This window comes from Arthrobacter arabinosi (assembly GCF_054511115.1).
The window spans coordinates 202,236-227,494 of record NZ_JBTNDF010000005.1 but is presented as its reverse complement, the minus strand read 5'-3'; the positions used below and the strand labels follow the sequence as shown (position 1 = coordinate 227,494).

Annotated in this window: 26 protein-coding genes and 3 tRNA genes; 20 read left to right on the top strand and 9 right to left on the bottom strand. The window is 70.9% G+C overall.

The features are described 5' to 3' along the window. Nucleotides 1-22: 22 nt before the first annotated feature. From pelF to ACX80P_RS14060, 3 genes are all read left to right on the top strand, one after another. Nucleotides 23-1,717, top strand: coding sequence for a GT4 family glycosyltransferase PelF (gene pelF / locus ACX80P_RS14070; protein ID WP_459278724.1), 1,695 nt, complete (start codon nucleotides 23-25; stop codon nucleotides 1,715-1,717). Then, on the top strand, nucleotides 1,714-2,793 hold the full coding sequence (locus tag ACX80P_RS14065; protein ID WP_459278723.1) for a putative glycoside hydrolase: 1,080 nt from the start codon (nucleotides 1,714-1,716) through the stop codon (nucleotides 2,791-2,793). The genes pelF and ACX80P_RS14065 overlap by 4 nt, the downstream gene beginning before the upstream one ends. A gap of 105 nt (nucleotides 2,794-2,898) precedes the next feature. Continuing rightward, nucleotides 2,899-4,362 (top strand): hypothetical protein, encoded by a 1,464-nt coding sequence (locus ACX80P_RS14060; protein ID WP_459278722.1) that lies wholly within the window; start codon nucleotides 2,899-2,901, stop codon nucleotides 4,360-4,362. A 6-nt stretch (nucleotides 4,363-4,368) separates the two neighbouring features. Here the strand turns inward: ACX80P_RS14060 and ACX80P_RS14055 are convergent, their stop codons facing one another. From ACX80P_RS14055 to ACX80P_RS14035, 5 genes are all read right to left on the bottom strand, one after another. Further along, nucleotides 4,369-5,358: an acyl-CoA thioesterase gene (locus tag ACX80P_RS14055; RefSeq protein ID WP_459278721.1), complete on the bottom strand. Its 990-nt coding sequence runs from the start codon at nucleotides 5,356-5,358 to the stop codon at nucleotides 4,369-4,371. Between the two features lie 47 nt (nucleotides 5,359-5,405). Then, nucleotides 5,406-6,449, bottom strand: coding sequence for an alcohol dehydrogenase catalytic domain-containing protein (locus ACX80P_RS14050; protein ID WP_459278720.1), 1,044 nt, complete (start codon nucleotides 6,447-6,449; stop codon nucleotides 5,406-5,408). 17 nt (nucleotides 6,450-6,466) lie between these two features. Next, on the bottom strand, nucleotides 6,467-8,092 hold the full coding sequence (locus ACX80P_RS14045) for a BCCT family transporter (protein WP_459278719.1): 1,626 nt from the start codon (nucleotides 8,090-8,092) through the stop codon (nucleotides 6,467-6,469). Nucleotides 8,093-8,306: 214 nt separating this feature from the next. Then, nucleotides 8,307-9,530 (bottom strand): MFS transporter, encoded by a 1,224-nt coding sequence (locus ACX80P_RS14040; RefSeq protein ID WP_459278718.1) that lies wholly within the window; start codon nucleotides 9,528-9,530, stop codon nucleotides 8,307-8,309. A 164-nt stretch (nucleotides 9,531-9,694) separates the two neighbouring features. Then, a complete protein-coding gene (locus ACX80P_RS14035; protein WP_459278717.1) occupies nucleotides 9,695-10,000 on the bottom strand; it encodes a hypothetical protein in 306 nt (101 codons plus the stop codon). A 131-nt stretch (nucleotides 10,001-10,131) separates the two neighbouring features. On the opposite strand from ACX80P_RS14035, the gene ACX80P_RS14030 reads away from it, so the two are divergent. The 3 genes from ACX80P_RS14030 to ACX80P_RS14020 are packed head-to-tail and all read left to right on the top strand — an operon-like array spanning nucleotide 10,132 to nucleotide 11,874. Then, nucleotides 10,132-10,473 (top strand): thiamine-binding protein, encoded by a 342-nt coding sequence (locus ACX80P_RS14030; RefSeq protein WP_459278716.1) that lies wholly within the window; start codon nucleotides 10,132-10,134, stop codon nucleotides 10,471-10,473. 38 nt (nucleotides 10,474-10,511) lie between these two features. After that, nucleotides 10,512-11,048: a GNAT family N-acetyltransferase gene (locus ACX80P_RS14025; protein ID WP_459278715.1), complete on the top strand. Its 537-nt coding sequence runs from the start codon at nucleotides 10,512-10,514 to the stop codon at nucleotides 11,046-11,048. Nucleotides 11,049-11,061: 13 nt separating this feature from the next. Further along, nucleotides 11,062-11,874, top strand: a complete 813-nt coding sequence (locus tag ACX80P_RS14020) for a spermidine synthase (protein ID WP_459278714.1) — start codon at nucleotides 11,062-11,064, stop codon at nucleotides 11,872-11,874. Nucleotides 11,875-12,022: 148 nt separating this feature from the next. Here the strand turns inward: ACX80P_RS14020 and ACX80P_RS14015 are convergent, their stop codons facing one another. Next, nucleotides 12,023-12,928, bottom strand: coding sequence for a LysR family transcriptional regulator (locus ACX80P_RS14015; RefSeq protein WP_459278713.1), 906 nt, complete (start codon nucleotides 12,926-12,928; stop codon nucleotides 12,023-12,025). A gap of 129 nt (nucleotides 12,929-13,057) precedes the next feature. On the opposite strand from ACX80P_RS14015, the gene ACX80P_RS14010 reads away from it, so the two are divergent. Both ACX80P_RS14010 and ACX80P_RS14005 read left to right on the top strand, forming a co-directional pair. After that, complete coding sequence (locus ACX80P_RS14010; protein WP_459278712.1) at nucleotides 13,058-14,464, top strand: MFS transporter; 1,407 nt, start codon at nucleotides 13,058-13,060, stop codon at nucleotides 14,462-14,464. Next, nucleotides 14,461-15,246 (top strand): 3-hydroxybutyrate dehydrogenase, encoded by a 786-nt coding sequence (locus tag ACX80P_RS14005; protein WP_459278711.1) that lies wholly within the window; start codon nucleotides 14,461-14,463, stop codon nucleotides 15,244-15,246. The genes ACX80P_RS14010 and ACX80P_RS14005 overlap by 4 nt, the downstream gene beginning before the upstream one ends. Nucleotides 15,247-15,409: 163 nt before the next feature. Here the strand turns inward: ACX80P_RS14005 and ACX80P_RS14000 are convergent, their stop codons facing one another. Then, nucleotides 15,410-16,861, bottom strand: coding sequence for an NCS2 family permease (locus ACX80P_RS14000; RefSeq protein WP_459278710.1), 1,452 nt, complete (start codon nucleotides 16,859-16,861; stop codon nucleotides 15,410-15,412). Between the two features lie 132 nt (nucleotides 16,862-16,993). On the opposite strand from ACX80P_RS14000, the gene ACX80P_RS13995 reads away from it, so the two are divergent. Continuing rightward, complete coding sequence (locus ACX80P_RS13995) at nucleotides 16,994-17,611, top strand: copper resistance CopC family protein (RefSeq protein ID WP_459278709.1); 618 nt, start codon at nucleotides 16,994-16,996, stop codon at nucleotides 17,609-17,611. A 105-nt stretch (nucleotides 17,612-17,716) separates the two neighbouring features. On the opposite strand, the gene ACX80P_RS13990 is transcribed toward ACX80P_RS13995, so the two are convergent. After that, a complete protein-coding gene (locus ACX80P_RS13990; RefSeq protein WP_459278708.1) occupies nucleotides 17,717-18,367 on the bottom strand; it encodes an FAD-dependent monooxygenase in 651 nt (216 codons plus the stop codon). A gap of 253 nt (nucleotides 18,368-18,620) precedes the next feature. On the opposite strand from ACX80P_RS13990, the gene ACX80P_RS13985 reads away from it, so the two are divergent. After that, complete coding sequence (locus ACX80P_RS13985; protein WP_459278707.1) at nucleotides 18,621-19,640, top strand: universal stress protein; 1,020 nt, start codon at nucleotides 18,621-18,623, stop codon at nucleotides 19,638-19,640. A gap of 26 nt (nucleotides 19,641-19,666) precedes the next feature. Here ACX80P_RS13985 and ACX80P_RS13980 read toward each other — a convergent pair whose 3' ends face one another. Further along, nucleotides 19,667-20,038, bottom strand: a complete 372-nt coding sequence (locus ACX80P_RS13980) for a metallopeptidase family protein (RefSeq protein WP_459278706.1) — start codon at nucleotides 20,036-20,038, stop codon at nucleotides 19,667-19,669. Nucleotides 20,039-20,184: 146 nt separating this feature from the next. On the opposite strand from ACX80P_RS13980, the gene ACX80P_RS13975 reads away from it, so the two are divergent. The 10 genes from ACX80P_RS13975 (at nucleotide 20,185) to ACX80P_RS13930 (ending at nucleotide 25,225) form a co-directional block, all read left to right on the top strand. Further along, a tRNA-Glu gene (locus ACX80P_RS13975) sits at nucleotides 20,185-20,257 on the top strand. A gap of 88 nt (nucleotides 20,258-20,345) precedes the next feature. Further along, nucleotides 20,346-20,419, top strand: a tRNA-Asp gene (locus ACX80P_RS13970). Nucleotides 20,420-20,490: 71 nt separating this feature from the next. Continuing rightward, nucleotides 20,491-20,563, top strand: a tRNA-Phe gene (locus ACX80P_RS13965). A 230-nt stretch (nucleotides 20,564-20,793) separates the two neighbouring features. Continuing rightward, a complete protein-coding gene (locus ACX80P_RS13960; protein WP_459278705.1) occupies nucleotides 20,794-21,270 on the top strand; it encodes a hypothetical protein in 477 nt (158 codons plus the stop codon). A 90-nt stretch (nucleotides 21,271-21,360) separates the two neighbouring features. Then, nucleotides 21,361-21,819 (top strand): Asp23/Gls24 family envelope stress response protein, encoded by a 459-nt coding sequence (locus ACX80P_RS13955; protein ID WP_459278704.1) that lies wholly within the window; start codon nucleotides 21,361-21,363, stop codon nucleotides 21,817-21,819. A gap of 7 nt (nucleotides 21,820-21,826) precedes the next feature. After that, on the top strand, nucleotides 21,827-22,018 hold the full coding sequence (locus ACX80P_RS13950) for a DUF2273 domain-containing protein (protein WP_459278703.1): 192 nt from the start codon (nucleotides 21,827-21,829) through the stop codon (nucleotides 22,016-22,018). A gap of 59 nt (nucleotides 22,019-22,077) precedes the next feature. After that, nucleotides 22,078-22,440: a hypothetical protein gene (locus tag ACX80P_RS13945; RefSeq protein WP_459278749.1), complete on the top strand. Its 363-nt coding sequence runs from the start codon at nucleotides 22,078-22,080 to the stop codon at nucleotides 22,438-22,440. After that, nucleotides 22,437-23,039: a DUF6286 domain-containing protein gene (locus ACX80P_RS13940; protein ID WP_459278702.1), complete on the top strand. Its 603-nt coding sequence runs from the start codon at nucleotides 22,437-22,439 to the stop codon at nucleotides 23,037-23,039. Before ACX80P_RS13945 ends, ACX80P_RS13940 begins: the two co-directional genes overlap by 4 nt. Beyond that, on the top strand, nucleotides 23,036-23,692 hold the full coding sequence (locus tag ACX80P_RS13935; RefSeq protein ID WP_459278701.1) for a hypothetical protein: 657 nt from the start codon (nucleotides 23,036-23,038) through the stop codon (nucleotides 23,690-23,692). The genes ACX80P_RS13940 and ACX80P_RS13935 overlap by 4 nt, the downstream gene beginning before the upstream one ends. Nucleotides 23,693-23,872: 180 nt before the next feature. Continuing rightward, the gene (locus ACX80P_RS13930) at nucleotides 23,873-25,225 is read left to right on the top strand and encodes an ABC transporter substrate-binding protein (RefSeq protein ID WP_459278700.1); all 1,353 of its coding nucleotides are present in this window, start codon (nucleotides 23,873-23,875) and stop codon (nucleotides 25,223-25,225) included. Nucleotides 25,226-25,259 lie beyond the last annotated feature (34 nt).

Genomic DNA, 25,259 nt, shown 5'->3' with positions numbered 1-25,259 from the left:
GTCGATCGTCGAAGGAAGAACCATGTACGTGTTCAGGACCCCGAAGTCGCGCCGCGCAGCGCTTGCCCCGACAGCCGCCGTCGTTCCTGCAGCCCAGGCCGCAGCGGAACGCCCGTACGAGGACGTCGACGTGGCGATCGTCATGGAATCGACCTACCCCTACCTCAAGGGCGGCGTCTCGGCCGTTGTGCACGACATCGTCACGCACAACCCGGATCTCACCTACGGCATCATCCACATCACCTGGGACTCCGATTCGCCCCAGGAGGACCTCTACGGCATGCCGGACAACGTGGTGTGGGTGCGGCCGGTCTACCTGAGCATGCAGGAGCACCGGCACGACTACATGGCGGCGACCTCCAGGGACCTCAACATGGCACCCGCCGAGCGCGCCGCCCTCGTGGACCGCCTCTTCGACGCGCTCTACGCGCTGTCGGAGCGGCGCGAGGTGGAGCCGCTCTGGCAGCTGATCGACGAGGGCTTCAACGAGCGCACGCGGAGCTACCCACTCTGGGCCCTGCTCGGGACGCGGGAGTTCATGGAGGCCCTCGCCGTGAGGATGCCCCAGCTGGAGATGTCCCTCGCCGACTCCTTCTGGACGCTGCGGGGTTTCTTCTCGCTCGCCTACGCCATCCTCGGGGAGACGATGCCGAAGGCGCGCGTCTACCACGCGCACACCACGGGGTACGCCTCGCTCCTCGGTGCCGCTGCTGCCCGTGACCACGACACCTCGTTCCTGCTGACCGAGCACAACCTCTACGTCCGCGACACCGTGAACACGCTGCTGGACCGCAACATGGCGCTGTCCATCACCTCCGAGGACTACCGGACGTTCGACGTCACGCCGGAGCAGCGCGCGTGGATGGCCTGGTGGATCGAGATGGGGCATTTCTGCTACCCGAGTGCCGCCCTGATCACCTACCTGTATCCGACGGCCATCACGGAAGCGGCGCGCCTGGGCACCGACATCGACAAGGCCGTCGTGGTCCCCAACGCGATGGTCATCGAGGAGTTCGAGGACAAGTACCGTGCCCGGCTGACGGCACAGCAACTCCTCGCGGAGCACGGTGACGACCACACGTGGAAGCTCGTCTACATCGCCCGCGTCGTGCCCATCAAGGGGCTGCTCGACCTCCTGTCCAGCATGGACATCCTGCGCCACCACGGATTCCCGAACCTCCACCTCGACGTCCTCGGCCCCACCGAGCACGTGCCCGAGTACTACGAGGCGTGCGTGGCCAAGATCCAGAGCCTGGGGCTGCAGGACCACGTGACGATCCACGGCACGGTCAACGTCAGGGACATGCTCGACCAGTTCGACCTCCTCGTGCTGCCGAGCTACAACGAGGGCCAGCCCATCGTGGTCCTCGAAGCGATGGCTGCCGGGATCCCCACGGTGGGCACCGACGTCGGCGGCATGCGGCAGCTGATCGGCGACGACCTGCACACCCGCGACGGCCGCACCGTCGGTGCCTGCGGCGAACTCGTGGTCGCCGGCGACGTCCAGCAGATGGCCGACAGCGTGCGTGCCGTGATCGGCAACAGGGAGCTCTACGCCGATTATGCGGCCAACGCGCGCACCCGGGTGCGGGAGTTCTTCCAGATGCACGAAATCATGTCTTCCTACAACGAGATCTACCGCACCGTCGGGGACATCACCGACCTCCGGGAACTGTCCACGGCGGATCTCGAGGACCTCACGCGGGCAGGTTCATGACCGGGGTCGGTGCCTGGATCCGGTACGGCGAGCCACTGCTCCCCGGGCAGCTCGACTTCGCCGCGGAGCACTACCGGGCGGCCATCCTGCAGCCGTGGGAGACGGCCGCCGCACTGGAGCTCAAGCGCCGCCGTCCGGACATGACCGTGCTCTGCTACAAGTGCCTGTCCTCGACGCGCAGCTACGAGCCCGGGCCCGTCTACACCTCCGGTGTCTCGTTCGCGGAAGCGGAATCCTCGGCGGACGGTGACTGGTTCGCCCGCAGGCTCGACGGCACGCGGATCGAGTGGGAGCGCTACCCGGGGCACTGGCAGATGCGCGTGTGGGACCCTGCGTACCAGAGGCGCTGGGTGGAGAACGTGGTGGAGGAACTGAAGGACTCGCCCTTCGACGGCGTGATGGCGGACAACGACGTCTTCGACGACTACTACGGTCTCCGCCTCCCCATCGACGGGGCGACGGAGATGGCCGGTGTGCGCTCGGCGCTCGGCGATCTCGTGCAGGCCGCCGGGACGGCACTGAACGGCGTGGGGAAGATCCTGGTGCCGAACATCGCCGAATCCCGCCGCGAGCCGGGCCGGTGGCAGGCGCATGCCGCGTACGGCGGAGGCTTCGAGGAGGTGTGGCTCGGTTACGGCGCGGAGCAGCTGTTCGACCCCGTGACGGCCGAGGCGCAGCTCCCGCAGGCCGCCGGACCGGGACTGTCGATCCTCCGCGTCCCCACCGACGGCGACGACCGCCACCCCAACCTCCTGTACGGGCTGTCGGCGTTCTGGATCTTCGGTGCGGGCAGCGGTGCCTACTCGGCCACGGCGCACGACGACTACAGCCGCACGCAGCACGCCCCCGAACTCGACTGGCACCTCGGCCGTCCGGTCACGGAGCCGCAGGGCAAGAACCACGCCTGGTGGCGTGAGTTCGAGGACGGTTTCGCGGCCGTCAACTTCAACGCGGACGGCAGGCGCCGCCGCAGGGTGAGGGTCCCCGCCGGACTCGTGGACGCCGCCGGGGTGCCTGCTCCGTCGTGGGTGGTCCTGCCGCCCCGGCGCGGCGTACTGTTCCGCCGCGCCGGCTGAGCAGGGCGACCGTCCGGCGACCCTTCCGTCAGGTTCTCCGCAGGATTGGCCCTGATCGGGGTCCCGGGCATGGTTTGCGACCCGGTGGTGCAGCACCATGTGGACATGAAACTGAACGCCGCTGGGGCAACTCTCGTTTCCGCGGCACTCGCTGTCGCCTTCGCCGTCTGCCCGCTCACGACACCCGCGACACCCGCGCATGCCGGCAGCCTGACCGCGAGTACGGGCCAGCAGCTGCCCGCCTACCTCCAGGGCTACCGGCAGGGCCAGCTGCTCTGCCCGGGTGGGGCTCTGACGGGCAAGGTCTCCGTGGCCATCGTCGATCCGATGATGGCCACCACGGACGCTCCCGGGGACTGCACCCTGCCGGACATGAAGGCCGCCAACCCGGGCACCACCTTCCTCGCCTACCTCAACATCGGCGCCATGCGGGACTTCGAGTCCTGGAACGGCGTCTTCCAGAACTCCTGCGCGGACACCGCCACCGACGCCGGCAGGCAGTTCGGCGTGACCACGTCGAACCCGAGGGTCGCCCGCACGGACGACGGCCTCGCCGGCTATCCGGGATACTCCTACCTGACGGTCGCCGACCTGTCCCCGGCCTACGTGGACGCCTGCGCGGCGACCGCGCGGACCATGCTCAGCACCGACGCCCAGCGGGGGACGACGAGCGCGCCGCCCGCCCGCTTCGACGGCATCTTCCTCGACGACGCGTCGATGTCCCCTTCGCACGGCCAGGACATGGTCGACGTCGGCCAGTGGGGGCCCTGGGCGGACGACGACGCCTACGGGCGGGCGCTGATCGCGGCCGTCCAGCGGTTCGACGCGACGCTCACCCGCACCATGGGCCGCAACGTCCCCGTCGCCGTCAACCTCGGCGTGTACCCGGCCTGGAAGAATCAGGTCGACCTCGCCAAGGCGCTCGCGGCCACGCGTTCCGTCGACTTCGCGCTCCGGGAACACGTCGTCGCGACCGGGACCGGCGCGCCCCTGCCCGTCATCGACCTGGAGCAGGCGAGCTCCGCCTACCAGGCCATCACCGCGGCGGGCATGCCCGTCGTGGAGCACGACTACTCGGTCCCGCTGCGCGAACTGCCGACGACGGCCTACAGGCAGGGCGCCGACATCGGAGGCTCGGCCCCGTGCCTGCGCGACGGTTTCGGCAACCGCTCGTCGGTCGTGTCGGCGGCGAAGACCCGGCGCACGCTCGACCACCGCATGACCCTCGGGCACCTGCTGCAGGCGCGGACCGCGACGGCCCGGCTGATGACGGCCACCGTCTCGCAGGCGGAGCCCACCTGCCAGGACAACGCCTGGGACGACGACGCGAACTTCGAGACGGTCACCACGGCCTCGGTCGATGCGCGCGACACCCAGGTCACCGCCCTCACGAAGGCAGTCACCTCCGGTGCCTACGCCACCGCGGCACCGCTGAAGTACGCCGGCGTCAGCGTAGTGCGGCTCTCCAACGGCAGCGTCGTGGCGGTCAACAGCACGACCGTCGCGCGAACCGTGACCTCGTACGGCAGGACCCTCGCCGTCCCGGCGCGATCGGCGACGATCCGCTGACGCACCTCACCCTGCGGGCTGCCGGAGATGCGTGGGCAGCACGCTGCCAGGGGCACGGCTGCGGATCAGCAGGAGGTCCCGGGCGTGTTCGTGCAGCCGCCGGTCCTCCTCGGATGTCGGCACCCAGGCCGGCACCGGCACGGCCCGCCCCTCCTCGTCGCGCGCCACCATGACCGTGAGGCAGGTGGTGGTGAGGTCCATCTCGCGGGACCTCGGGCTGCCGGAGCGGACGTGCACGGCCACGTGCATGCCCTTGTTGCCCGTGTAGACGAGCCGGGCCTCCACCTCGACGACGTCGCCGATGCGCAGCGGCTTCAGGAAGCGGACGCCTCCGGAGAACACGGCGACGGTGTCCAGTCCGCAGTAGCGGGTGGAGCAGACGTAGGCAGCCTCGTCGATCCAGGCCATGACCGTGCCGCCGTGCACCTTGCCGCCCCAGTTCACGTCGGTCGGGGCGGCGAGGAACCTGAGCACCGTCCGCTCCGCGGTGCTGCCGTCGGTGTATTCCTGGCGACGCATCTCTTCGACGATCTCCTTGCGGACCGCGATGCGCGCGACGGCGTGGTCGCTCTCGACGCGCTCGGCCTCCGTCCGTGGTTCGAAGGACGGCACCGGGACGGGCCTGCCGTCCGGGCCCACCGCCACGAAGATGACGAGGCACTCGCTGCGCCTCCCGCCGGTGTCCCCGGTCACGGACCCCGAGGAGACACGCGTCCGGATGTGCATGGAGGACGTCCCGGTGTGGACGATCGTGGCCTCCACCTCCACGAGGTCGCCGACCATCACGGGGTCCGCGAAGTGGATGTTCCCCACGTAGGCCGTCACGCAGTACGTCTTCGCCCAGCCGACGGCGGCGGCGTATGCGGCCTTGTCCACCCACTCGAGCACCGTGCCGGCGTCCACCGAGCCGCTGTGCCCGAGGTCGGTGGGGGCGGCGAGGAAGCGCAGGGTGACGGAGTTCGACGGCGGATCGGCGGGGGACGGCGGAGGTTCCATGCCCCAGTATCTCCGCGCACGGCCGCCACCGGTAGCGCGGCCGTGCGTCACACCCCGAGGTCGACGACGGTCACCCCGCCCGCGGACGCGTCCCCGGCCATCGCGACCAGGGCGTCGGGCACCTCGCCGAGGGCGATCCTGCGCTCGATCAGGTCCTGGGGGCGCAGCCGGCCCTCGGCCACGAGGTCGAGCAGGCCCGGGTAGTCGTGCGCGGGCATCCCGTGGCTGCCGAGGACGGCGAGTTCCCTGCCGATCACGGCGCCCATCGGGATGACCGGGTCGGCGGGGAACAGCCCGATCTGCACGTGGCGGCCCCTCGGGCGCAGGGACAGGATGCCGACGGCGGCGGTCTCCTCGCGGCCGAGCGCGTCGACGGACACGTGGACGCCGTCGGGCGCGGCCCGGCGGACGGCGTCGAGCACCGCGGACCGGGAGAGACCCGCCGAGTCGACGACGGCCGCTGCGCCGAAGCGGGCGGCGCGTGCCAGGGCGTTCGCGTCGACGTCGACGCCGATCACGCGGGCGCCCAGCGCCGCTCCGATCATGACGGCACTCAGGCCGACGCCGCCGCAGCCGACCACGAGGAGGGACTCGCCGGCGGCCAGGCGCGCCTGGTGCACGAGGCCACGGTAGGACGTCGCGAACCGGCAGCCGAGGAGGGCGGCCGCTCCGGCGTCGAGCGCGTCGGGGACGGCGACGAGGTTCGTGTCGGCGTCATGCAGGGCCACGAGGTCCGCGAAGGAGCCCCAGTGCGTGAAGCCCGGCTGCGTCTGGTTGCGGCACACCTGGCCGTTGCCGGACAGGCACTCGGGGCACCGCCCGCAGGCGCAGACGAACGGCGTCGTGACGCGCTCGCCGACCGAGAAGCGCAGGACGTCGTCGCCCACCGCCGTGATGGTGCCGACGAGCTCGTGTCCCGGGACGTGCGGCAGGCTGATGCCGTCGTCGTGCCCCAACCAGCCGTGGACGTCGCTCCGGCACAGTCCGGTCGCCTCGACGCGGACGACGACGCCCCGCCGCGACGGCACGGGTTCGGGGACGTCGCGGAGGACGGGACGGGCGGAGAACTCATCGAAGCAGACGGCGCGCATCGCACCATTCTGCCCCGTCAGTCCCGGGTCGGCGTGGTCCTCCGCACGGCACGCGAGCCGGTGCGCCGGAGGCCGGTGATGAGCGGATCCTTCCGGAGATCCATCATGAGGGCCACGCACAGCCCGATCATCACGAGCAGGAAGGGTGCCGCGGCGATGATCGTGAGCGTCTGGAGCGACTCGAGGCTCCCGACGGAGAGCAGGATCGCGGCCACGCCACCGGTCAGCACGCCCCACAGGATGGTCAGCCACTTGCGGGGGACGGCCGCACCGAAGGAGGACAGCGAACCGAGAACGATCGAGGAGGCGTCCGCCCCCGAGATGAAGAACACGGCGACGAGGACGACCACGAGGATCGAGGTCACCGAGGCCAGCGGGTACTGGGCGAGGAGCGCGAACATCGCCGACTCCTGGCTCTCCGCGTTGGCGGCCGCGATGTCGACGCCGGAGTCCTGCAGGTTGAGCGCCGAGCCGCCCCACACGCCGAACCAGATGACGCTGATGACGCTGGGTACGGCGACGACGCCGATGACGAACTCGCGGATGGTACGCCCGCGCGAGATCTTCGCGAGGAAGGAACCGACGAAGGGGGTCCAGGAGACCCACCACGCCCAGTAGAAGATGGTCCAGGCGGCCAGCCACTCGTGGCCGCCGAACGCGCCCGTGCGGGACGACATCTGGGGCAGGCTGATGAGGTAGCTGCCCGCCGAGGCCGGGATCAGTTCGAGGATGAACACCGTGGGCCCGACGACGAACAGGAAGAACAGCAGGGCCAGGGCCAGGGCCATGTTGCCGTTGGACAGCCACTTGATGCCGCGGCTGACGCCGCTGACCGCGGAGACGACGAAGCAGACCGTGAGGATCGCGATCAGGGTGATCTGCAGGGGCAGGCTGCTGCCCAGGCCGAAGACCTTCGAGAGGCCGCCGTTGATCTGCAGGACGCCCAGTCCCAGGGACGTGGCCGAGCCGAAGAGGGTCGCGAAGATGGCGAACACGTCGATGGCCCGGAGGGCCTTCGGTGCGGGGCGGCCGCGGAAGAGTGCCGTGAACGCTCCGCTGAAGCCGGCGCCGCGGCCCTTCCGGAAGGCGGAGTAGGCGAGGGCCAGGCCGACGACGGCGTAGATGGCCCAGGGGTGGATGGCCCAGTGGAACAGCGTGTAGTTCATGGCCTGCCGGGCGGCGTCCGAGCTGCCCGGCTCGAGGCCTTCCACGGGCGGCGCCGTGTAGTGGGAGATGGGCTCGGTGACGCCGTAGAACATGAGCCCGATGCCCATGCCGGCGCTGAACATCATGGCGATCCAGGAGGCCCTCGAATACTCGGGCTTCTCGCCGTCCCGGCCCAGGGGGATCCTGCCGTACTTGCTGAAGGCCAGGAAGAGGGCGAAGACGACGAAACCGGTGGCCGTCAGGACGAACGCCCACCCGAAGTTCGCGACGAGCCCGCGGAGGACGGAGGTGGTGAAGTCCGAGAAGCCGGTGGGGAAGAGGACCGCCGCGAGCATCAGCAGGATGACGATCGAGAGGGAGACGAAGAGGACGGGCTTGTCCAGCGCAGCCTTCGTGGGAGCCTGTCCAGGAGGGACCTCGAAAGGGGTGTCCTCGCTGGGCGGTGATCCTTGGATGGGCACGGTGGAATTAGACATACCTCCCACCGTACGCGCGCGGCGGCAGGCCGCCGCGGACGGACCAGGAGTGAGAAGCAGCTTGCGGGAGCCCCTCTGCGGTGGTCGAGCCGCGCGCTGGAGCGCTCCTGGCGGTGTCCGCGGCGCCGGCCGGGGAAGCCCCGCCCGGCCTTCGCCTGTGACCAGGCACTCACCCCCGGACCCCTCCGGGCATGCGACGAGGCGCCGTTCCGGCTCAGCCGGCGTGGAGCCTGAGCCGGTCCCGGCGGTCGGTGACGGTGTCGGTCGCGAGGCTCAGGGCGAGGCCCAGGGCGACGATCGCGATCATCGTGAACGGGAGGATCTCCAGGCCGACGCCGTCGAGCAGGAGCCCGCCGAGGAGCGCACCCCCGCCGATGCCGACGTTGAACGCCGTCGTCTGCAGGGCGGCCGAGAGATCGCGCGTGCGGAAGGAGGCGGTCCGGAGCATGCGGGTCTGCAGCATCGCGGGGATCCCGCCGAACGCGGCGCCCCACACGATCACGCCGATGAGCACCACCACGGTGTTGGAGGTCGCGAGCGCGAGGGCGAGGACGGCCGCCATGACCCCCAGGACCACGCCCACGAACGCCTTCCGGGGAGAACGGTCCGAGGCGTAACCCGCGCCGACGAGGCCGACGATGCCCGCGCCGCCGTAGAGGAACAGGACGAGGGCGACGGACCCGGACTCGAAGGAGGAGACATCCGTCAGCCACGCGGCGATGTACGTGTAGAAGGTGTTCTGCCCGGTCAGCAGGATCAGGATGACCGCGCACAGCAGGATGACCGCCCGGAAGCTCGGATCACGGCGCAGCGGGACGCGTTCCTCGCCCGCGACCCGCTCCGCATGGTGGTTGACGGGCGGCAGGAACCTGACGATCACCACGGCGAGCAGGGCGACGGCCACGCCCATGATGGCGAAGGCCGCACGCCAGCCGAGCGCGTTCCCGATCGCCGTGCCCACCGGGACGCCGAGGACGAACGCCGCCGTGCCGCCGCCGGAGGTGATCGCGACCGCCTTGCCGAGCTGGTGCGCCGGGACGAGGTGCGCGGCGTAGGCGGCCACCACGGCCCAGAACAGGCCGTGCGCCAGGCCGCCGAGGATCCGCGCGGCCACGAGGACGCCGTAGGTCGGGGCGAACGCCCCGATGATGTTCGCGACCGCGATCACCAGGAGGACGACGACGATCAGGGACTTGCGGGAGAACCGCTGCGTCACGGCGGCCAGGGGTGTGGTGGCGACGACGACGGTCCCGGCGAAGACGGTCACGAGGTAGCCGGCGGTCGAGATCCCGACGTCCAGGTCCCGTGCCATGGACGGCAGGAGGCCGGTGGGCAGGAATTCGCTGGTGACGGAGACGAAGATCGCCCCGGCGAGGGACAGCAGGCCGACATAGGGGAACGGCGCGGTGGTCGACGCCTGCGCGGAGGAAACGGACAAGGGACACCAATCGTGGGATGGCCGGGGGTCATCGCCCCGGTTGCACCATTGAAGACCGGAAGGCGTGGGGAGGTCAGGCCCGGGAGCGGCGTGACTCCTGCGGCAACACCGGTGCCCGACCGGGCATTCCCCGGGGCGGCCGCCACGAGGTCCGCGGGCTCGGCCTAGCGCTCGCCTTCCGCGCGGACGGCGACGTCCTCGTCCTGCTCCTCCTGCTCGGGGACCAGCGCGAGGCGGGGGCCGGTATCGCGGTCGTCGAGTTCGCCCGCGATCTCGTCCTTGCGGGCTGCCGTCTCGGCGTCGACCTCGCCGTCCGTCACGAACTCGTGGTCGATCTCCCGATGCACCCTGCTGTTGAGTACTTCGACGTCCTGGTCCTTCAGCCGGCCGAGGTCGTCGGGGAACGGCTCGTCGGGGGAGATCCTGCTCTTCATGGCCATCCAATCTGCTGCCCGGGAATGCTCGGTCACTGGTGTGCAGTTTAGGTGCCGGCGAGGAAGGGGAACAAGCGGATTGTTCAGCGCCGCAGCCACGGGCCTGCGTGTCCGCGGGCGGGACGGCGGCCCTCCCCGGTTCCGGACTCCCGTGCCAGACTGGGACCATGCTCGTAGCCTTCAGCGTCGCCCCGTCCGGAACCTCCGAGTTCTCGCCCGAGAATCCCGACGGGTCGGTGCACGACGCCGTGGCCGCTGCGGTCGCCATCGTGCGCGAATCGGGGCTGCCGAACTCCACGGACTCCATGTTCACCACGATCGAGGGCGAGTGGGACGAGGTGATGGCCGTGGTCAAGCACGCCACGGAGGCCGTGGGCCGCTACGGGAGCCGCGTGTCCCTGGTGCTGAAGGCGGACATCCGGCCCGGCAGGACGGGCGAGCTGACCGGGAAGGTGGAACGCCTCGAGGCGGCCCTCGCCGAGCAGGAACAGTTCGAGGGCCACTCCTAGGTCCGGCCGCACCGGCCCGCGGCCACTAGGCTGACAGGGTGACCCCACCCCCGCTGACGCTGCCCTACGTGATCCGGCGGGCCACCCCCGACGACGCCGAGGCGTACGTCCGGACGCACGTCGCCGGCCTGCACGAGACGTACGAGCACATCATGCCGCGGGAGTACCACGCGTTCTACGACGCCGAACTGCCCGCCCTGATCGGCCGGCGCCGGCAGGCCTTCGAGGAGGCGCAACGGACGCCGGGCGGCGCGCGGAGCTGGGTGGCGTTCGACGACGACGGCGGGCCCGTCGCGGTCGCGACGTCCGGGCCGGGACGCGACGCGGACCGCCCCGACTTCGAACTGCACCACATCTACACGCTGCGGTCCACGCACGGCTCGGGCCTCGGGCAGCGGCTGCTGGACACGGCCATCGGCGCCCGGGCCGCCTACCTCTGGATCCTGGACGGCAATCCGCGGGCGGAGCGGTTCTACGTCCGCAACGGCTTCGCGCCCGACGGCACCACCATGCTCTGCGGGCCCACGTGGCACCACCGGCCGATGTTCCGCATGCATCGGCCCGACCAGGAATGAGAAGGCCTGCCTGATGGCGAAACCTGCAGGGCCCCGCCCCGAGATCGGCGAATTCCCCATCGACACCGGGACGTGCGAGCTCGAGCCCGATCCGTACAGCCCGAACGGCTGGGTCCTGCGCGTCAACGGCGTCCCGAGCTCCCACATCGACCTCGACGACCCGCTGCACCTGGACTTCGAATACATGCACTGGATCGCCTCGCTCGTCGATTCCCGCTGGGCGTCGCAGGACCGGCTGCGGGTGCTCCACCTCGGGGGAGGGGCGTGTTCGCTCGCGCGCCGCTTCGCCGCGAGCCACCCCCGGGCCCGCCAGGTCGTCGTCGAACTCGACGGGCGGCTCGCTGACCTGGTCCGCACCTGGTTCGACCTGCCCCGGGCACCCATCGTGCGGATCCGGGTCGGGGAGGCCCGCGCCGTGACGGAATCCCTCAGCGAGCACAGCCGCGACCTCGTCATCCGGGACGTGTTCGCGGGAGCCGTCACCCCCGCGCCGCTGACGACGGCGGAGTTCACCCGCGCCGCCAGGCGCGTCCTCGCACCCGACGGCGTGTACGTGGTGAACTGCGGCGACAGCCCCACCCTGGCGATGGCCCGGCGGGAAGCCGCGACCATCGCCGGGGAATTCACGCACACCGCGATCATCGCCGACCCCGCCATGCTCAAGGGCCGGCGGTACGGCAACGTCATCATCGCCGGCAGCGACGCGCCCCTGGCCGAGGACCCCGGGCTGGCGCGCGAACTGCTCGGCGGCGGCGTGCCCGCCCACCTCTGGAAGGACGCCCGCGTCCGGGCGTTCGCGGCGGGCGCGCAGGTCATCACGGACTGAGCCGTGGCGTGCCCCGGCACTTCCAGGACCTCCGGCCGCGGGTGCCGGCGGCACCTGTCCCTCGCGCGTGCTCGCCGGGGCGCAGCGCATCCTGGACGCCGAAGGCGCGCTTCTTCACCCGCGGGCGGCTCGTCCTGACCCCGGCGCCTCAGGCAGCCGGCTCGGGGCGCCGTCCGAGCAGCTGCGGTTCGCACGCCCGCGTACCCTCCCGGAGGGCCTCGACGACGGCGGCGACGGACGGCTGGCGCAGCGAATCGGGGCGCACGACGAGCCAGTAGTCGAGCTCCTCGGCGACGTCGCGGGGGAGGAGCCGCACCAGATCGGGGTGCCGGTCCGCCATGAAGCAGGGCAGGAGGCCGAGCCCGGCGCCCGCCCGGGTGGCCTCGACGTGGACGAAGACGTTGGTGGAGCTGAGGGCGTCCCGCATGGTGGGCAGGAGCCGCCGCGGCGCGTCGAGGCTGTCCACCTGCAGCATGGAGTCGATGAAGTAGACGAGCTGGTGTCCCAGGGCCTCCTCGAGCGTGGCGGGCTCTCCGCGCACTGCGAGGTATTCCCGTGACGCGTACAGCCCGAGCACGTAGGTGCCCAGCCGCTCCGCCTCCGCCCGGTGCACCTGCGGTTCGCCGACCACCACCTCGAAATCGAGGCCCGTCCGTGTCTGCGACGCCCGGCGGGTCGCGGTGACGATCTCGATGCGGAGCAGGGGATTGGCAGCCCGGAGCCGGGCGAACGCGGGGGCGGCGATGAAGGCGCTGAAGCCGTCCGTGGCGCTCATCCGCACCACGCCGGAGAGTGCGCCGTCGTCGTCGCCCAGCCGGGCCACCGCCTCGACGACGACGGCCGCCGCGTCCGCCGCACGCCGGCCGAGGTCCGTCAGCTCCCACCCGCCGCTGCCGCGGGAGAGCACGCGGCCGCCGAGCGCCTTCTCCAGCGCCGCGATCCGCCGGGACACGGTGGTGTGGTTCAGGCCCAGGGACTCGCCCGCCGTCGTGAAGCGCCCGCTCTGGGCGACGGCGAGCAGCACCACGAGATCCTGGGCATTGGGCTCGGCCATGTCTGCAGTATTGCAGAGCACAGGTGCTGATCTGGTCATTGGCGGAGCACAAAGCCGCATGGATACTCGGAAAGAACCATTCGGGCCCCGGTGCGGGCCGCCCGTGTCAGCGTCGACAGAGGAGATCCCATGAGCGTCAATCAGCGCTCCAGCACACCCGGTAGCCGGCAGGGCGACGGACAACCCGCCGAGGAGTCAGGCCTCAAGCGGATCGTCGCTGCCGCGATGGTCGGGACGGTGGTCGAGTGGTACGAGTTCTTCCTCTACGCCACGGCGGCGAGCCTGATCTTCGGGACGCTGTTCTTCCCCAACGCGGGGTCCGAACTCGACGGCATCATCGCGGCGTTCCTCACCTACGCCGTCGGCTTCGTGGCGCGGCCGCTCGGCGGGATCGTCTTCGGGCAGATCGGCGACAAGCTCGGACGCAAGCACACGCTCCAGCTCACGATCATCCTCGTCGGCGTCGCCACGTTCCTCATGGGCTGCCTCCCGGGCTTCGACTCGATCGGCTACTGGGCCCCGGCGCTGCTCGTGATCCTGCGCTTCATCCAGGGCTTCGCCGTAGGAGGGGAGTGGGGCGGCGCCGTGCTCCTCGTCGCCGAGCACAGCCCCAACCGCTCCCGCGGGTTCTGGTCGAGCTGGCCGCAGGCGGCCGTGCCGGTGGGCAACCTCCTCGCGACGCTCGTCCTGCTGGGCATGAGCTGGATCCTGCCGCAGGACGAGTTCCTCAGCTGGGGCTGGCGCGTGGCCTTCTGGGTCTCGGCGATCATCGTGGTGATCGGCTACTACATCCGCACCCACGTCAGCGAGGCGCCGATCTTCCTGGAGGCCCGCGAGAAGATCGAGTCCGAGAAGGCGGTCAGCTACGGCGTCCTCGAGGTGGTCAAGCGGTACCCCAAGGGGATCCTCGGGGCCATGGGGCTGCGGTTCGCGGAGAACATCCTCTACTACATCATCGTCAGCTTCACGATCGTGTACCTCAAGACCGTGCACCAGTACGACACCTCGCAGCTCCTCCTGGCGCTCCTGATCGCGCACGTGGTCCACTTCCTCGTCATCCCCCAGGTCGGCAGGCTGTCCGACGCCTTCGGCCGCAAGCCGGTCTACCTCGTCGGAGTAGTCCTCGGCGCCACGTGGGCGTTCTTCGCCTTCCCGATGTTCGACACCCTGAACCCGTTCCTGATCATCCTGGCGGTCACGATCGGGCTGATCTTCCACGCGTTCATGTACGCGGGCCAGCCGGCCATCATGTCCGAGATGTTCCCCACGCGCATGCGCTACTCGGGCGTCTCCCTCGGATACCAGGTGACCTCGATCCTCGCCGGATCCCTCGCGCCGATCATCGCGACGGCCCTCCTGCAGGAATACGGCAGCTGGGTGCCCGTGGCGATCTATCTCGTGATCGCCTGCGGCATCACCCTGGTCGCGGTCCTGACCCTGAAGGAGACCCGCGGCGCGTCCCTGCGCGAGGTCGATGCCGAGGACGCGCGGCGCCACGGCCTGGACGAGCCCGCCACGGGACAGGCCACGCGATGAGCACGACGGCGTCCCAGCCGGCGGCCGCCCTGGCGGCGGCGCCCCTGTCCGGACGGCGGGCACTCGTCACGGGCGGCGCGAGCGGTATCGGTGCGGCCTGCGTGCGGGCTCTCGCGGCGCGGGGCGCGAGCGTCGTCGTCGCAGACCGGGACGAGGCCGGGGCGTCTGCCCTCGCCGGTGAGCTCGGCGGGGAGGCGTGGGCCGTGGACCTCCTCGACACGCAGGCACTCGAGACACTGACCCTCGACGCCGACATCCTCGTGAACAACGCCGGCATCCAGGTGGTCAGCCCCCTCCAGGACTTTCCGCCCGAGGACTTCCGCCGCATCCAGAAACTCATGGTCGAGGTCCCGTTCCTGCTGATCCGCGCCGCCCTGCCGGGCATGTACGCGCGGGGCTTCGGCCGGATCATCAACCTCTCGTCGGTCCACGGGCTCCGGGCGTCGCCGTTCAAGTCGGCGTACGTCACCGCGAAGCACGGCCTCGAGGGGCTCTCGAAGGTGACGGCCCTCGAGGGCGGCCCGCACGGCGTCACGAGCAACTGCGTGAACCCCGGCTATGTCCGCACGCCCCTCGTGGAGAACCAGCTGGCGGACCAGGCCCGCGTGCACGGCATCAGCGAGGAGGAGGTCCTCGAGCGGATCATGCTCACCGAGTCGGCGATCAAACGGCTCGTGGAGCCGGCGGAGGTCGCCTCGCTCGTCGCCTGGCTCGCGGGCGACGACGCCGGGATGGTCACCGGGTCCTCCTACGTCATGGACGGCGGCTGGTCCGCCCGCTGACGCCGGCGGCGGGGAGCCGACGACGCCGGCCCCGGCGTCGTCGCCCGTTCCGCCCAGCAGTAGCGCCCGTCCGGTGGGATTGTCCGATCATTCCCACCGGACGGGTGCGATCGGTGGGGGAGTCGGGCACCGCGACGGACCCGACGGCCGTCGCCGGGCCGGGTCAGACGCCGAGGATCTCCTCGATCGGCCCGATGCCGAAGAACACCACGAACGCCGCCGCCACGGCCCACATCAGGGGGTGCACCTCGCGGCCGCGTCCCTGGATGGCGCGGATCAGCACGAACGCGATGAAGCCGGCGCCGAGGCCGTTGGCGATCGAGTAGGTGAACGGCATCAGGGTGAAGGTGAGGAACGCGGGGATCGCGATGCCCCAGTCGTCGAAGTCGATGCGTCCCACCTGGGAGACCATCATGAAGCCCACCACCACGAGGGCCGGTGCCACGGCCTCGAACGGCACGAGGCTGATGAGCGGGGTGAAGAACATCGCCAGGAGGAACAGCACGCCCGTCACGACGTTGGCCAGGCCCGTGCGGGCTCCTTCGCCGATGCCCGCCCCGGACTCGACGTAGATCTGGTTCGAGGAGACCGAGCCGGCGCCGCCGGCCACGGCCCCGAGGGCGTCGATCACGAGGACACGGTTCACGCCGGGGATGTTCCCCCTGGCGTCGACGAGCTTCGCCTCGTTCGCGAGGCCCACCATCGTGCCCATGGCGTCGAAGAAGATGCTCAGGAGGATGGTGAAGGTCAGCAGCACCGCGGCGGTCGCCCCGAGATGCCCGAAGGCGCCGAAGAGGCTGACGTTGCCGATGAGGCTGAGGTCGGGGGCTCCGACCCACGAGCCGGTCGGGAGTTCGGGGACCACGAGCGACCAGCCGGCGGGGTTCGGCTCCTGGCCCGGCGTGAAGCTGGCGCCCACGTCGAAGACGGCTTCGAGGACGACGGCGAGGACCGTCGCGGCGAGCACGCCGATGAGGATGGCCCCGCGCACCCTGCGGACCACCAGGGCGATCGTCAGGATCAGGCCGAAGACGAACACCAGGGTGGGCCACCCGATGAGGACCCCGCCGAAGCCGAGTCCCACGGGCACGGTGGTGCCGGCGACGTCGGGGATGCGGCGTACGAAGCCTGCGTTGACCAGGCCGATCAGCGCGATGAACAGGCCGATGCCCACGACGATCGCCGTCTTCAGGCTCTCGGGCACGGCGTTGAAGACCGCCGTGCGGAATCCGGTCAGGACCAGCACGAGCATGGTCAGGCCCGCGAGCATGACCAGGCCCATGATGTCCGGCCAGGTCAGGCCCGGGTTGGTCGCGACGGTGATGGCGACGAACGCGTTGACGCCGAGACCCGTGGCGAGGGCGAAGGGGTACTTGGCCCACGCGCCCATGACGATGGTCAGGATGCCGGCCACGAGCGCGGTCACCGCTGCCACGCGCTCGAACCCGAGCTCGCCGCCCGAGGAATCGGCGCCGGCGAGGATGAGCGGGTTGAGCACCACGATGTAGCTCATGGCGAAGAAGGTGGCGAGTCCGCCCCGGACCTCGCGGGAGACGGACGACCCCCGCTGCGTGATGTGGAAGTAGCGATCCAGCGCGGAACCGGTTTTGAGCATGATGGTCCTAGGGGGAAGGGGCGGGTCGGGGAGATTCTATCCCGGCGTCCCGGCGCGGCCTCTTTCATGACGGGCGCCCCGGGGAGTGCGGCGTCCCAGCGCCCCCTCAGGGACGCCCCGTAGGGTGGAGGCATGTCTGCCCTTTTCCTCCTGCCCTCCCGGTCGGCGGCGACCGCCCGCCGTCGTCCTGCCCGGCCCATCGCCGTGCTCGTCCCCGCCGTCCTGCTCGCGTTCGCCCTGCTCCTGGGGGCCGGCGGCGCAGCGACCGCGCACGACGAACTGACCGGGACCGATCCCGCGGAGGGTGCCACGGTGGACGTGCTGCCGCCGAGCCTGGAACTCGGCTTCTCCAACGTCCCGTCCGGGATCGGGGCGCAGATCCAGGTCCTGGACGAATCCGGGGTGGACTGGGCCGACGGCCCCGCGAAGATCGTCGACCGCTCCGCCACCCAGCCGCTGCGCCCGGGTGCTCCCGCCGGCGCCTACACCGTCAACTGGCGCGTGGTCAGCGCCGATTCCCATCCCATCGAGGGCTCCTTCGCCTTCACCACCCGCCAGGGCGGGACGACGGTGCCGGACACCGCGGGTACGGCCGGACCCCTGGACGTCCGGGACGATCAGGGCGACGTGACCCGGGAGGCCGGCGCAGGCGACATCCCCTGGAGCATCATCCTGATGGTCGCAGCGCTCGTGGCCATCGCCGTCGCGCTCGGGGTCACGGCGCGGAAGCGGCTCGGCGCCGGCCGGTAGACGCCGGCAGGCACGCGGCCCGGCCGCCGCCTGCACCCTGGCGGCCCGGGTGTGCGGACGCCCGGTCGGCGGCCCCCTTCCGGCACCCCTTCCTGCACCCCCCCCTTATAGAGGCGAGATCGCCACGCGGGGTGCTGCGACGCGATTCAGGGCGGGCGGTCCCTGCGTGTCGATGGCGTCGCTGACCAGTTTCGCCTGGCGGATGATCTCCCGCGTGGTGGGCGTCAGCAGCTCACCCACCCCCACGAGGTACAGGCCGATCGCGCGCAGGGTCTCCTTCACGTCGCGGCCGATCGCGATGCCCATCGAGCGCAGGAACCGGCGCAGCTCGTTCTGCGGGAATTTCGTGAGGACCACGTGGTCTGCGAGGAGGACCCCGTCGGCCGTCTGCACGGCCCACTTCTTGCGGCCCATCGGAGCCTTGATGAGCTGGGGGTGGCCGATCATGCAGAGCTGTTCGGCCACGGTGGTCTGCCGGACGTCGAGGTGGTGGGCGGTCGCATAACCGCGGAGGAGCCGCATCAGCTCGGTGCGCTCGGAGAGCGAGAGGGAGTCCGTCATGACGGTGCGCAAGGGCCCGGAGTCGAAGCACTCGAGGCTCTCGACGACGATGGCGTCGATGCCGCGCCGGCTGAGTTCACTGGCGACGGCGAGGCCGGACAGCCCGGAGCCGATGACGACGGTGCTCGTCTGCTCGGCCACCGCGGATGCGGACGCGGACGCAGAGCGGACCGGGTCGAGCGGCAAGGGATCCACCGGGTTACCTCCACACGAAGCATGATTTCCGCACGGCCCGGCGCCTCTTCCGGGCCGTACGGACTCTTGGCTGCGAACGGGTCAACCAAGAGCACTGCGTGCGGGATACCCCACCTGCCAGGCGGGCCCCGCGACGGGTCCTCGCAGCCTATATAACATTTGGGACCGTGGATAGACCGATCATTCCTCGTGCGCTACAAATGGGGGACCGGCCGCTTTCGGCGGTCACGGGTCCGACCGAGGGAGGCCTGCCGTGAGCAGCGAGAACACAGGGGGCCCGCCACAGGCGCCGGCCCGGCACGGGATCGTCGTCGGTGTGGACGGTTCCGATCAGAGCACCTGCGCCCTGCTCTGGGCCGCGCGTGAGGCCGAACGGCGCGGCACCCCGCTCTACGTCGTGACCGCCTACACGGTGCCGGTCTTCGCGGCATCGAGCATGGACGCCGGCTACGCCACGGTGGACGACGAGGTCATCCGTGAGAGCGCGCAGGCAGTCCTCGACGAGGCCGTGGGCCGGCTGGACGGCATGCCGCTGGAGGTGCATCCGCGGGTCGAGTCCGGTGACGCCGCCGGCGTGCTCCTCGACCTCTCGGAGGAAGCCGAACTGATGGTGGTGGGGTCGCGTGGCCGGGGCGGGTTCGTCGGCCGCCTGCTCGGCTCCGTCAGCAGCGCGCTGCCGGCCCACGCCAAGTGCCCGACGGCGGTCATCCCCGTCTGCACGGGCGTCCGGCTCGGCCACCCGGAGCTCGGCAGGAAGCAGGGGAAGGACCGGGACAGGGTGGTCCCCGCCGTGGAGCCCGTGGTGGTGGTCGGCGTCGACGGTTCCGAACAGGCCCGCACCGCCTCGCTCGCGGCGGCGGAGGAAGCCCGGTCCAGGAGGCTGCCGCTTCGGGTCATCTGTTCCGTGGCACCGTTCAACGGCTCGCTCGCGTGGGTCCCCGCGCCGGTGGACCGGACGGCGCTGCACGCGGACCTCGCCGTCCAGCTCGCCGCCGGCCGCGACTGGCTGCAGAGCCACTACCCCGACGTCGACATCAGGGTGGACCTGGTGGACGGGCCCCCCGCCGAGGTGCTCATAGAGGCGTCGGCGACGTCGGAGCTGCTGGTGGTGGGGACGCGCGGGCGCGGGGGATTCGCCGGCATGCTCATGGGATCGACGAGCCAGGGCGTCCTGCATCACGCCCGCGGTCCGGTGCTGGTCGTCCCTGACCGGCCCGACCCCCGGCTCGAGGACCGCAGCTCGTTCGGCCCGATGGTGCCGCAGGCCGGCTGACCCGTCCGTCCCGGGCCTCCGCCGCGTCAGCCCCACCCGAGCTGGTGCAGCCGATCGTCGTCGATCCCGAAGTGGTGCGCGATCTCGTGGACCACGGTCACCGTGATCTCCTCGACGAGCTCCTCGCGGGAGTCGCACAGGCGCATGAGGGGCCCGCGGAAGATGCTGATGCGGTCGGGCAGGGAGCCGGCCTCCCACCAGGAGTCCCGTTCGGTCAGGGGCGTGCCCTCGTACAGGCCCAGCAGTTCCGTGTCGGCGGGCTCGCCCGGATGCGGCTCGTACTCCTCCACCACGAAGATCGCTACGTTGTCCATGGCGCGCGCGAGCTCGTCGGGGATGCGGTCGATGGCGTCGTCGACGGCGTCCTCGAAGTCCTGACGTGAGATCCCGAACGGCACGCCCCGATCCTACCGACCCCGGCGACGGTCGGTGATTTTGTGGAACGGGGGATATGCCTCTATAGTTCTATAGGTCCACGACAGGGAATGATCCGCCGGAAATGCTCGATCTCCGGAAGGTCGCAGGAGCCCGAACCGTGGTCCTGGCCCCCATCGTCTAGTGGCCTAGGACACCGCCCTTTCACGGCGGCGACACGGGTTCGAATCCCGTTGGGGGTACGCAAGAGGCACCCTCACGGGCGGTCAACCGGAGCGAAAAGTGCTGGTAGGCTGGAACTCTTGCAAAAGCAGCAAGTGAGAATAGCAAGGCCCTGTAGCGCAGTTGGTTAGCGCGCCGCCCTGTCACGGCGGAGGTCGCGGGTTCAAGTCCCGTCAGGGTCGCTCAGGCGGCCGGATCCCCCCGGGGAAGCCGGCCGGGCTGGATACGGTGATCATCGGTACGATGGTCGCAAGGCTCTGTAGCTCAGTTGGTAGAGCGTTCGACTGAAAATCGAAAGGTCACCGGATCGACGCCGGTCGGAGCCACCGCTGAAACCCCGCAGTTCCCCACGGAACGCGGGGTTTTCTCGTCTGCCCTCTTCCCAGCCAACCCCGGGGTTCTGCCCGTAGCATTACGGTCAGGCCGGGCCACTCGTGCCCGGCCTGGCCGTGCGCGGGCGTCCCTGCCGGGCCAGGGTGTGGGGGAAACCATCCGGGGAAGTTCCGGGTCCATCGAGCGTGGACCTCCGGCATCCCACCGAGACGAAGGGGCACCCGTGAGACACCTGTACTCCGCTGCCGGGCTGTGCGCCGTCGCGCTGGCCCTGTCCGGCTGCGGCGTGGGTGACCCGACGCCGGCCCAGACGATGCTCACGATGCCTGCCAGCCCGTCCCCGCAGCACAGCGCGCCCGACGAATCACAGGAGGCCGGGCCCGACGGCGCCGCCGGGGCGGAGGACGCGGCCCCCGAGGCGTCCGACCACTGTGTCATGGTCGCCGGCGGGGTCACCACCGCCATGCTCGCACCCCTGACCCTTCGTTCCACCTCCGACCCCGGCGAGCTGCGGGCTCTCGAGCAGCAGATCCTCGACCTCCGCGACAGGGTGCCCTCCGACCTCCACGACGACTTCACCACGCTCGCGCTCTCCGTGGAGGCGCCGCCCCGCGGCTCGGGCACGTTCGACGAGGAGGCGTTCCGGCGGGCCATGGTGCCGGTGCAGGACTGGCTCGGGAAGCACTGCGCGCAGTCCTGACGGGGCGGGCGCCGCCGCCGGGCGCGTCCGCGGGCCCTGCCCGGGGACGTCGTGGCTTACGCTGGGCACAAGCGAAAGGGGCGTTCTCCGATGATCGACCAACCCATGGCCAGGCCACTGCCCGTCCCCCAGGATCCGCCGGCCGGGAGGACCGTGATCGGTGATGCTGCGGCGGTGAAGATCGCCGCCATCGCGGCCCGCTCCGTTCCGGGCGTCCACGCGCTCGGCCCCGGCGGCGGCCGCGCCCTCGGTGCCATCCGCGACGCCGTCGGCGCCAACGACCTCTCCCACGGCGTCAAGGTGGAGGTCGGCCAGACGCAGCTCGCCGTCGACGTCAGCCTCGTCGCCTCCTACGGATTCGCGCTGAATGCGCTCGCCGACGCCGTCCGCGCTGCCGTCTACCAGGCCCTCACCGAGCTCGTCGGGCTCGAGGTCATCGAGGTGAATGTCGAGGTCCTCGACGTGCACCTGCCGCCGCCGGCTGAACCGAGGACCGCGGAGCGCGTCCGTCCCGCGGGTTCCACCCAGATCCAGCAGCCGGTCGAGTGAGGCACCCATGAATCCCACCATCGTCGGCATGGCCGCCGGAGCGGTCCTCGCCTTCGCGGCACTGGTCTTCGGCTTCTGGGGCTTCCTCCTCACCCTGGTCCTGGTGCTGTGCGGTGCCGTCGTCGGGCGCACCATCGAGGGCAAGCTCGACCTGCGCGGCGTCTTCGACGCCCTGACCGGCCGACGCTCGTCGTCGTGACCACCGAGTCGGTCCCGGTCCGCCCCCAGCACAGCCACCCGGGGACGGTCCTTCCCGGGGTGCCTGTCGGGCCGCCGCCCGCCGGACACAACCGCATCACCACGCAGGCGCTCACGAGCACGGCACGGGCCGTTGCGGCCGACGTGCTCGGGGTCCCGACGGCGCAGATCCGTGCCTCCTTCTCCGACGACCGCGGCCTCCTCGCCCTCCTCCTCGCCCTGCCCCTGCCCGTGCCGCCGCTCGCCCGCGTGGTCGAGGACCCCGACGTCGTCGCGGTGTTCGGCGGCCCGCTGCAGGCACGTGCGGACGCCGCCCGATCGCCCATCCTCGAACGGGTGCAGCAGCTCACGGGTGCCCGGCTGAGCCGGGTCGACATCCGCATCATCGGCAGCACCGTCACCAGGGGGGCGCGGGTCCTGTGAACGGCGATCCACTCCACCGGTCGACGCCGTCGAACACCGCGCGCCTCGTCCGCCGCGAGCTGTACTCGTCCCGCGCCGTCGCCTCGGTGGTGACGGCGGTCCTGCTGGTGGCGGGCTGCCTCGTCCTGCTGTTCGAGGCCGTCCTGAAGGCCGTAGGGGACGAGCCGTTCCTCCTCGACCTGGAGGCAGCGGCCGCGCGGCTCGGCACCCTGCCCGACGGCGTGCCCGCCACCGTGCTCGGGGCAGGCTCCGTCCTCCTGCTCGTCGCCGGCTCGCTGCTGGTCCTGCTCGCCGTGCTGCCGGGCAGGCGGGCCCGCTTCGCCATCCCGGACGGGCGCGCCGCCGTCGTCGTCGACGCCGAGGTCGTGGCGTCCTCGCTCGCCCGCAGGGCACGCACAGCCGCAGGGGTGGGGCCCGACCAGGTCGTCGTCACGGTGGCACGCACCTCCGTTCTGGTGCAGATCCGCCCGACGTCGGGGGTGCCGGTCGACGCAGACGCGGTCCGTGCGGCGGTCGCCGACGATCTCCGGCGGTCGGGGGTCGAACCCGGACCGCGGATCGCCGTCCGCGTGGCCGACTCGGGGGTGATCGGGCAATGAACACGACTCCGCGGCTGCTCAACCGCGCGCTGCTCGCCGTCGTCGGGATCCTGGCCCTCACCGCGGGTGCCGCCGGGCTCGGGCTCCTGACCCTGCCCGCCGTCGCCGCCTGGTGGAGCGCGTCGGCGCCGCGGGCCGGCAGGGCTGTCGACGACCTCCGGATGCGGACGACCCTCGCCGGGCAGGCAGACACCTGGTTGTGGCTGGCGCTGGCTGCGGTCCTGCTGCTGCTGATCGCGCTGCTCGTCCTCTGGATCGCCGCGCAGGGCAGGGGACGCACCGGCATCTTCGCGTCCATGGAGGACCCTGTGGCCGGCCGTCGCCGCCATGCGCGCCCCCGCGATACCGGGGACCCTGCTGCGGCAGGGACGGTGACGATCACCGCCGCGGCCGCCGAGCAGGCACTGAGGTCCGCTCTCCTGGAGCGGCCGGATCTCGCCGGCGCCTCCGTGAGCACCTGGGTGGTCCGGGGCGTCCCGGGACTGCGTGTCCGGGTGCTCCCCCGCAGGGGCGTGCCCGCGTACGCGGTCGCCGCTGACGTCTCCCGCCTCGTCGAGGCTCTGGACCGGGTCACGGGCCACCGCCCTCCGGTGTTGATCAGCATCGGTTCCGGAGCGCGGGTCCGTTTCTCACGCTCCGACCGCGTCGCCTGAACAGTGAGGCGTGTCACGATTCGGTATCGAAAGCACTGACGCGTCTCCCGTGCTTGTGACGCGTGATGTAAGCGCTTACTGTGGCGATACCAATCAGTGAGGCGGCACTTCCTCGGGTCGCAGGCGCGTCCAGCCGCAGCCCCTTCGTAGACGTACCGCCAGACAAAGGAGTCTGTTTCAATGGCGACTATTCGCTCACGGAAATTCGCGCTGCCCGTTGCAGCACTCAGTGTTTCCCTTCTCGCTCTCGCCGGCTGTGGTTCGGAAGGTTCGGACAGCGCGGGAGGATCGGGTGACGCGGACTGCGCCGCCTACGAGTCCTACGGGACCTTCGACAACGCCGAGGTCAGCGTGTACTCCACGATCGTCGACATCGAGGCCGAGCGGCTCGAGGAGTCCTGGGCGGACTTCTCCGAGTGCACCGGCGTCGAGGTGGCGTACGAGGGCTCCAAGGAGTTCGAGACGCAGATCGGCGTGCGGGCGCAGGGGGGCACCGCTCCCGACCTCGCGATCTTCCCGCAGCCCGGCCTGCTTGCAGCTCAGGCGCGGGGCGGATTCCTGAAACCCGCACCCCAGGAGGTCTCCGACCTCGTCGACGAGGGCTGGTCGGAGGACTGGAGGAACTACGGCACCGTGGACGGCACCTTCTACGCGGCCCCGATGCTCGCCAACGTCAAGGGCTACGTCTGGTACGTGCCGGCCACATTCGAGGAGAAGGGCTGGGACGTCCCCACCACCTGGGACGAGATGACCGAGCTGACCGAGAAGATCGCCGGAGAGGGCGAGATGAAGCCCTGGTGTGCCGGCTTCGAGTCCGGTGAGGCCACCGGATGGCCGGGCACCGACTGGGTGGAGGACGCCGTCCTGCGCGAGCACGGCCCCGAGGTGTACGACCAGTGGGTCGCGCACGAGATCCCGTTCAACGATCCCAAGATCGTCGACTCCTTCGACCGCGTGGGCGACATCCTGAAGAACGACGAGTACGTCAACGGCGGCTTCGGCGACGTCCGGTCGATCCTCTCGACGCCGTTCCCCGAGGCCGGCCAGCCCGTCCTCGACGGCCAGTGCGCCATGCACCACCAGGCATCCTTCCAGGCCGCGAACTGGCCCGAGGGAACCAACGTCGCCGAGGACGGCGACGTCTGGGCCTTCATGACACCGCCGATCGATCCTGCCGCGGGCACGGCGGTCACCGGCGGTGGCGAGTTCGTTGGAGCCTATGCCGATCGTCCCGAGGTGCAGGCACTCCAGGCCTACCTGGCAAGCGCCGAGTTCGCCAATACCCGAGTGGCTCTGGGCGGAAACGTCAGCGCCAACAAGGGGCTCGATCCCGAGGTCGCGCAGTCGGATCTCGACCGCCAGTCCATCGAGCTGCTGCAGGACCCCGAGACGGTCTTCCGCTTCGACGGATCCGACCTGATGCCCGGGGCCGTCGGCGCCAACTCCTTCTGGTCCGGCATCGTCAACTGGATGAACGGCTCCTCCACCGAGGAAGTCACGCAGACGGTCGAGGACAGCTGGCCCGCTTCCTAGGCAGGTAGCAGCGGGCATCCTCACCGGGTGCCCG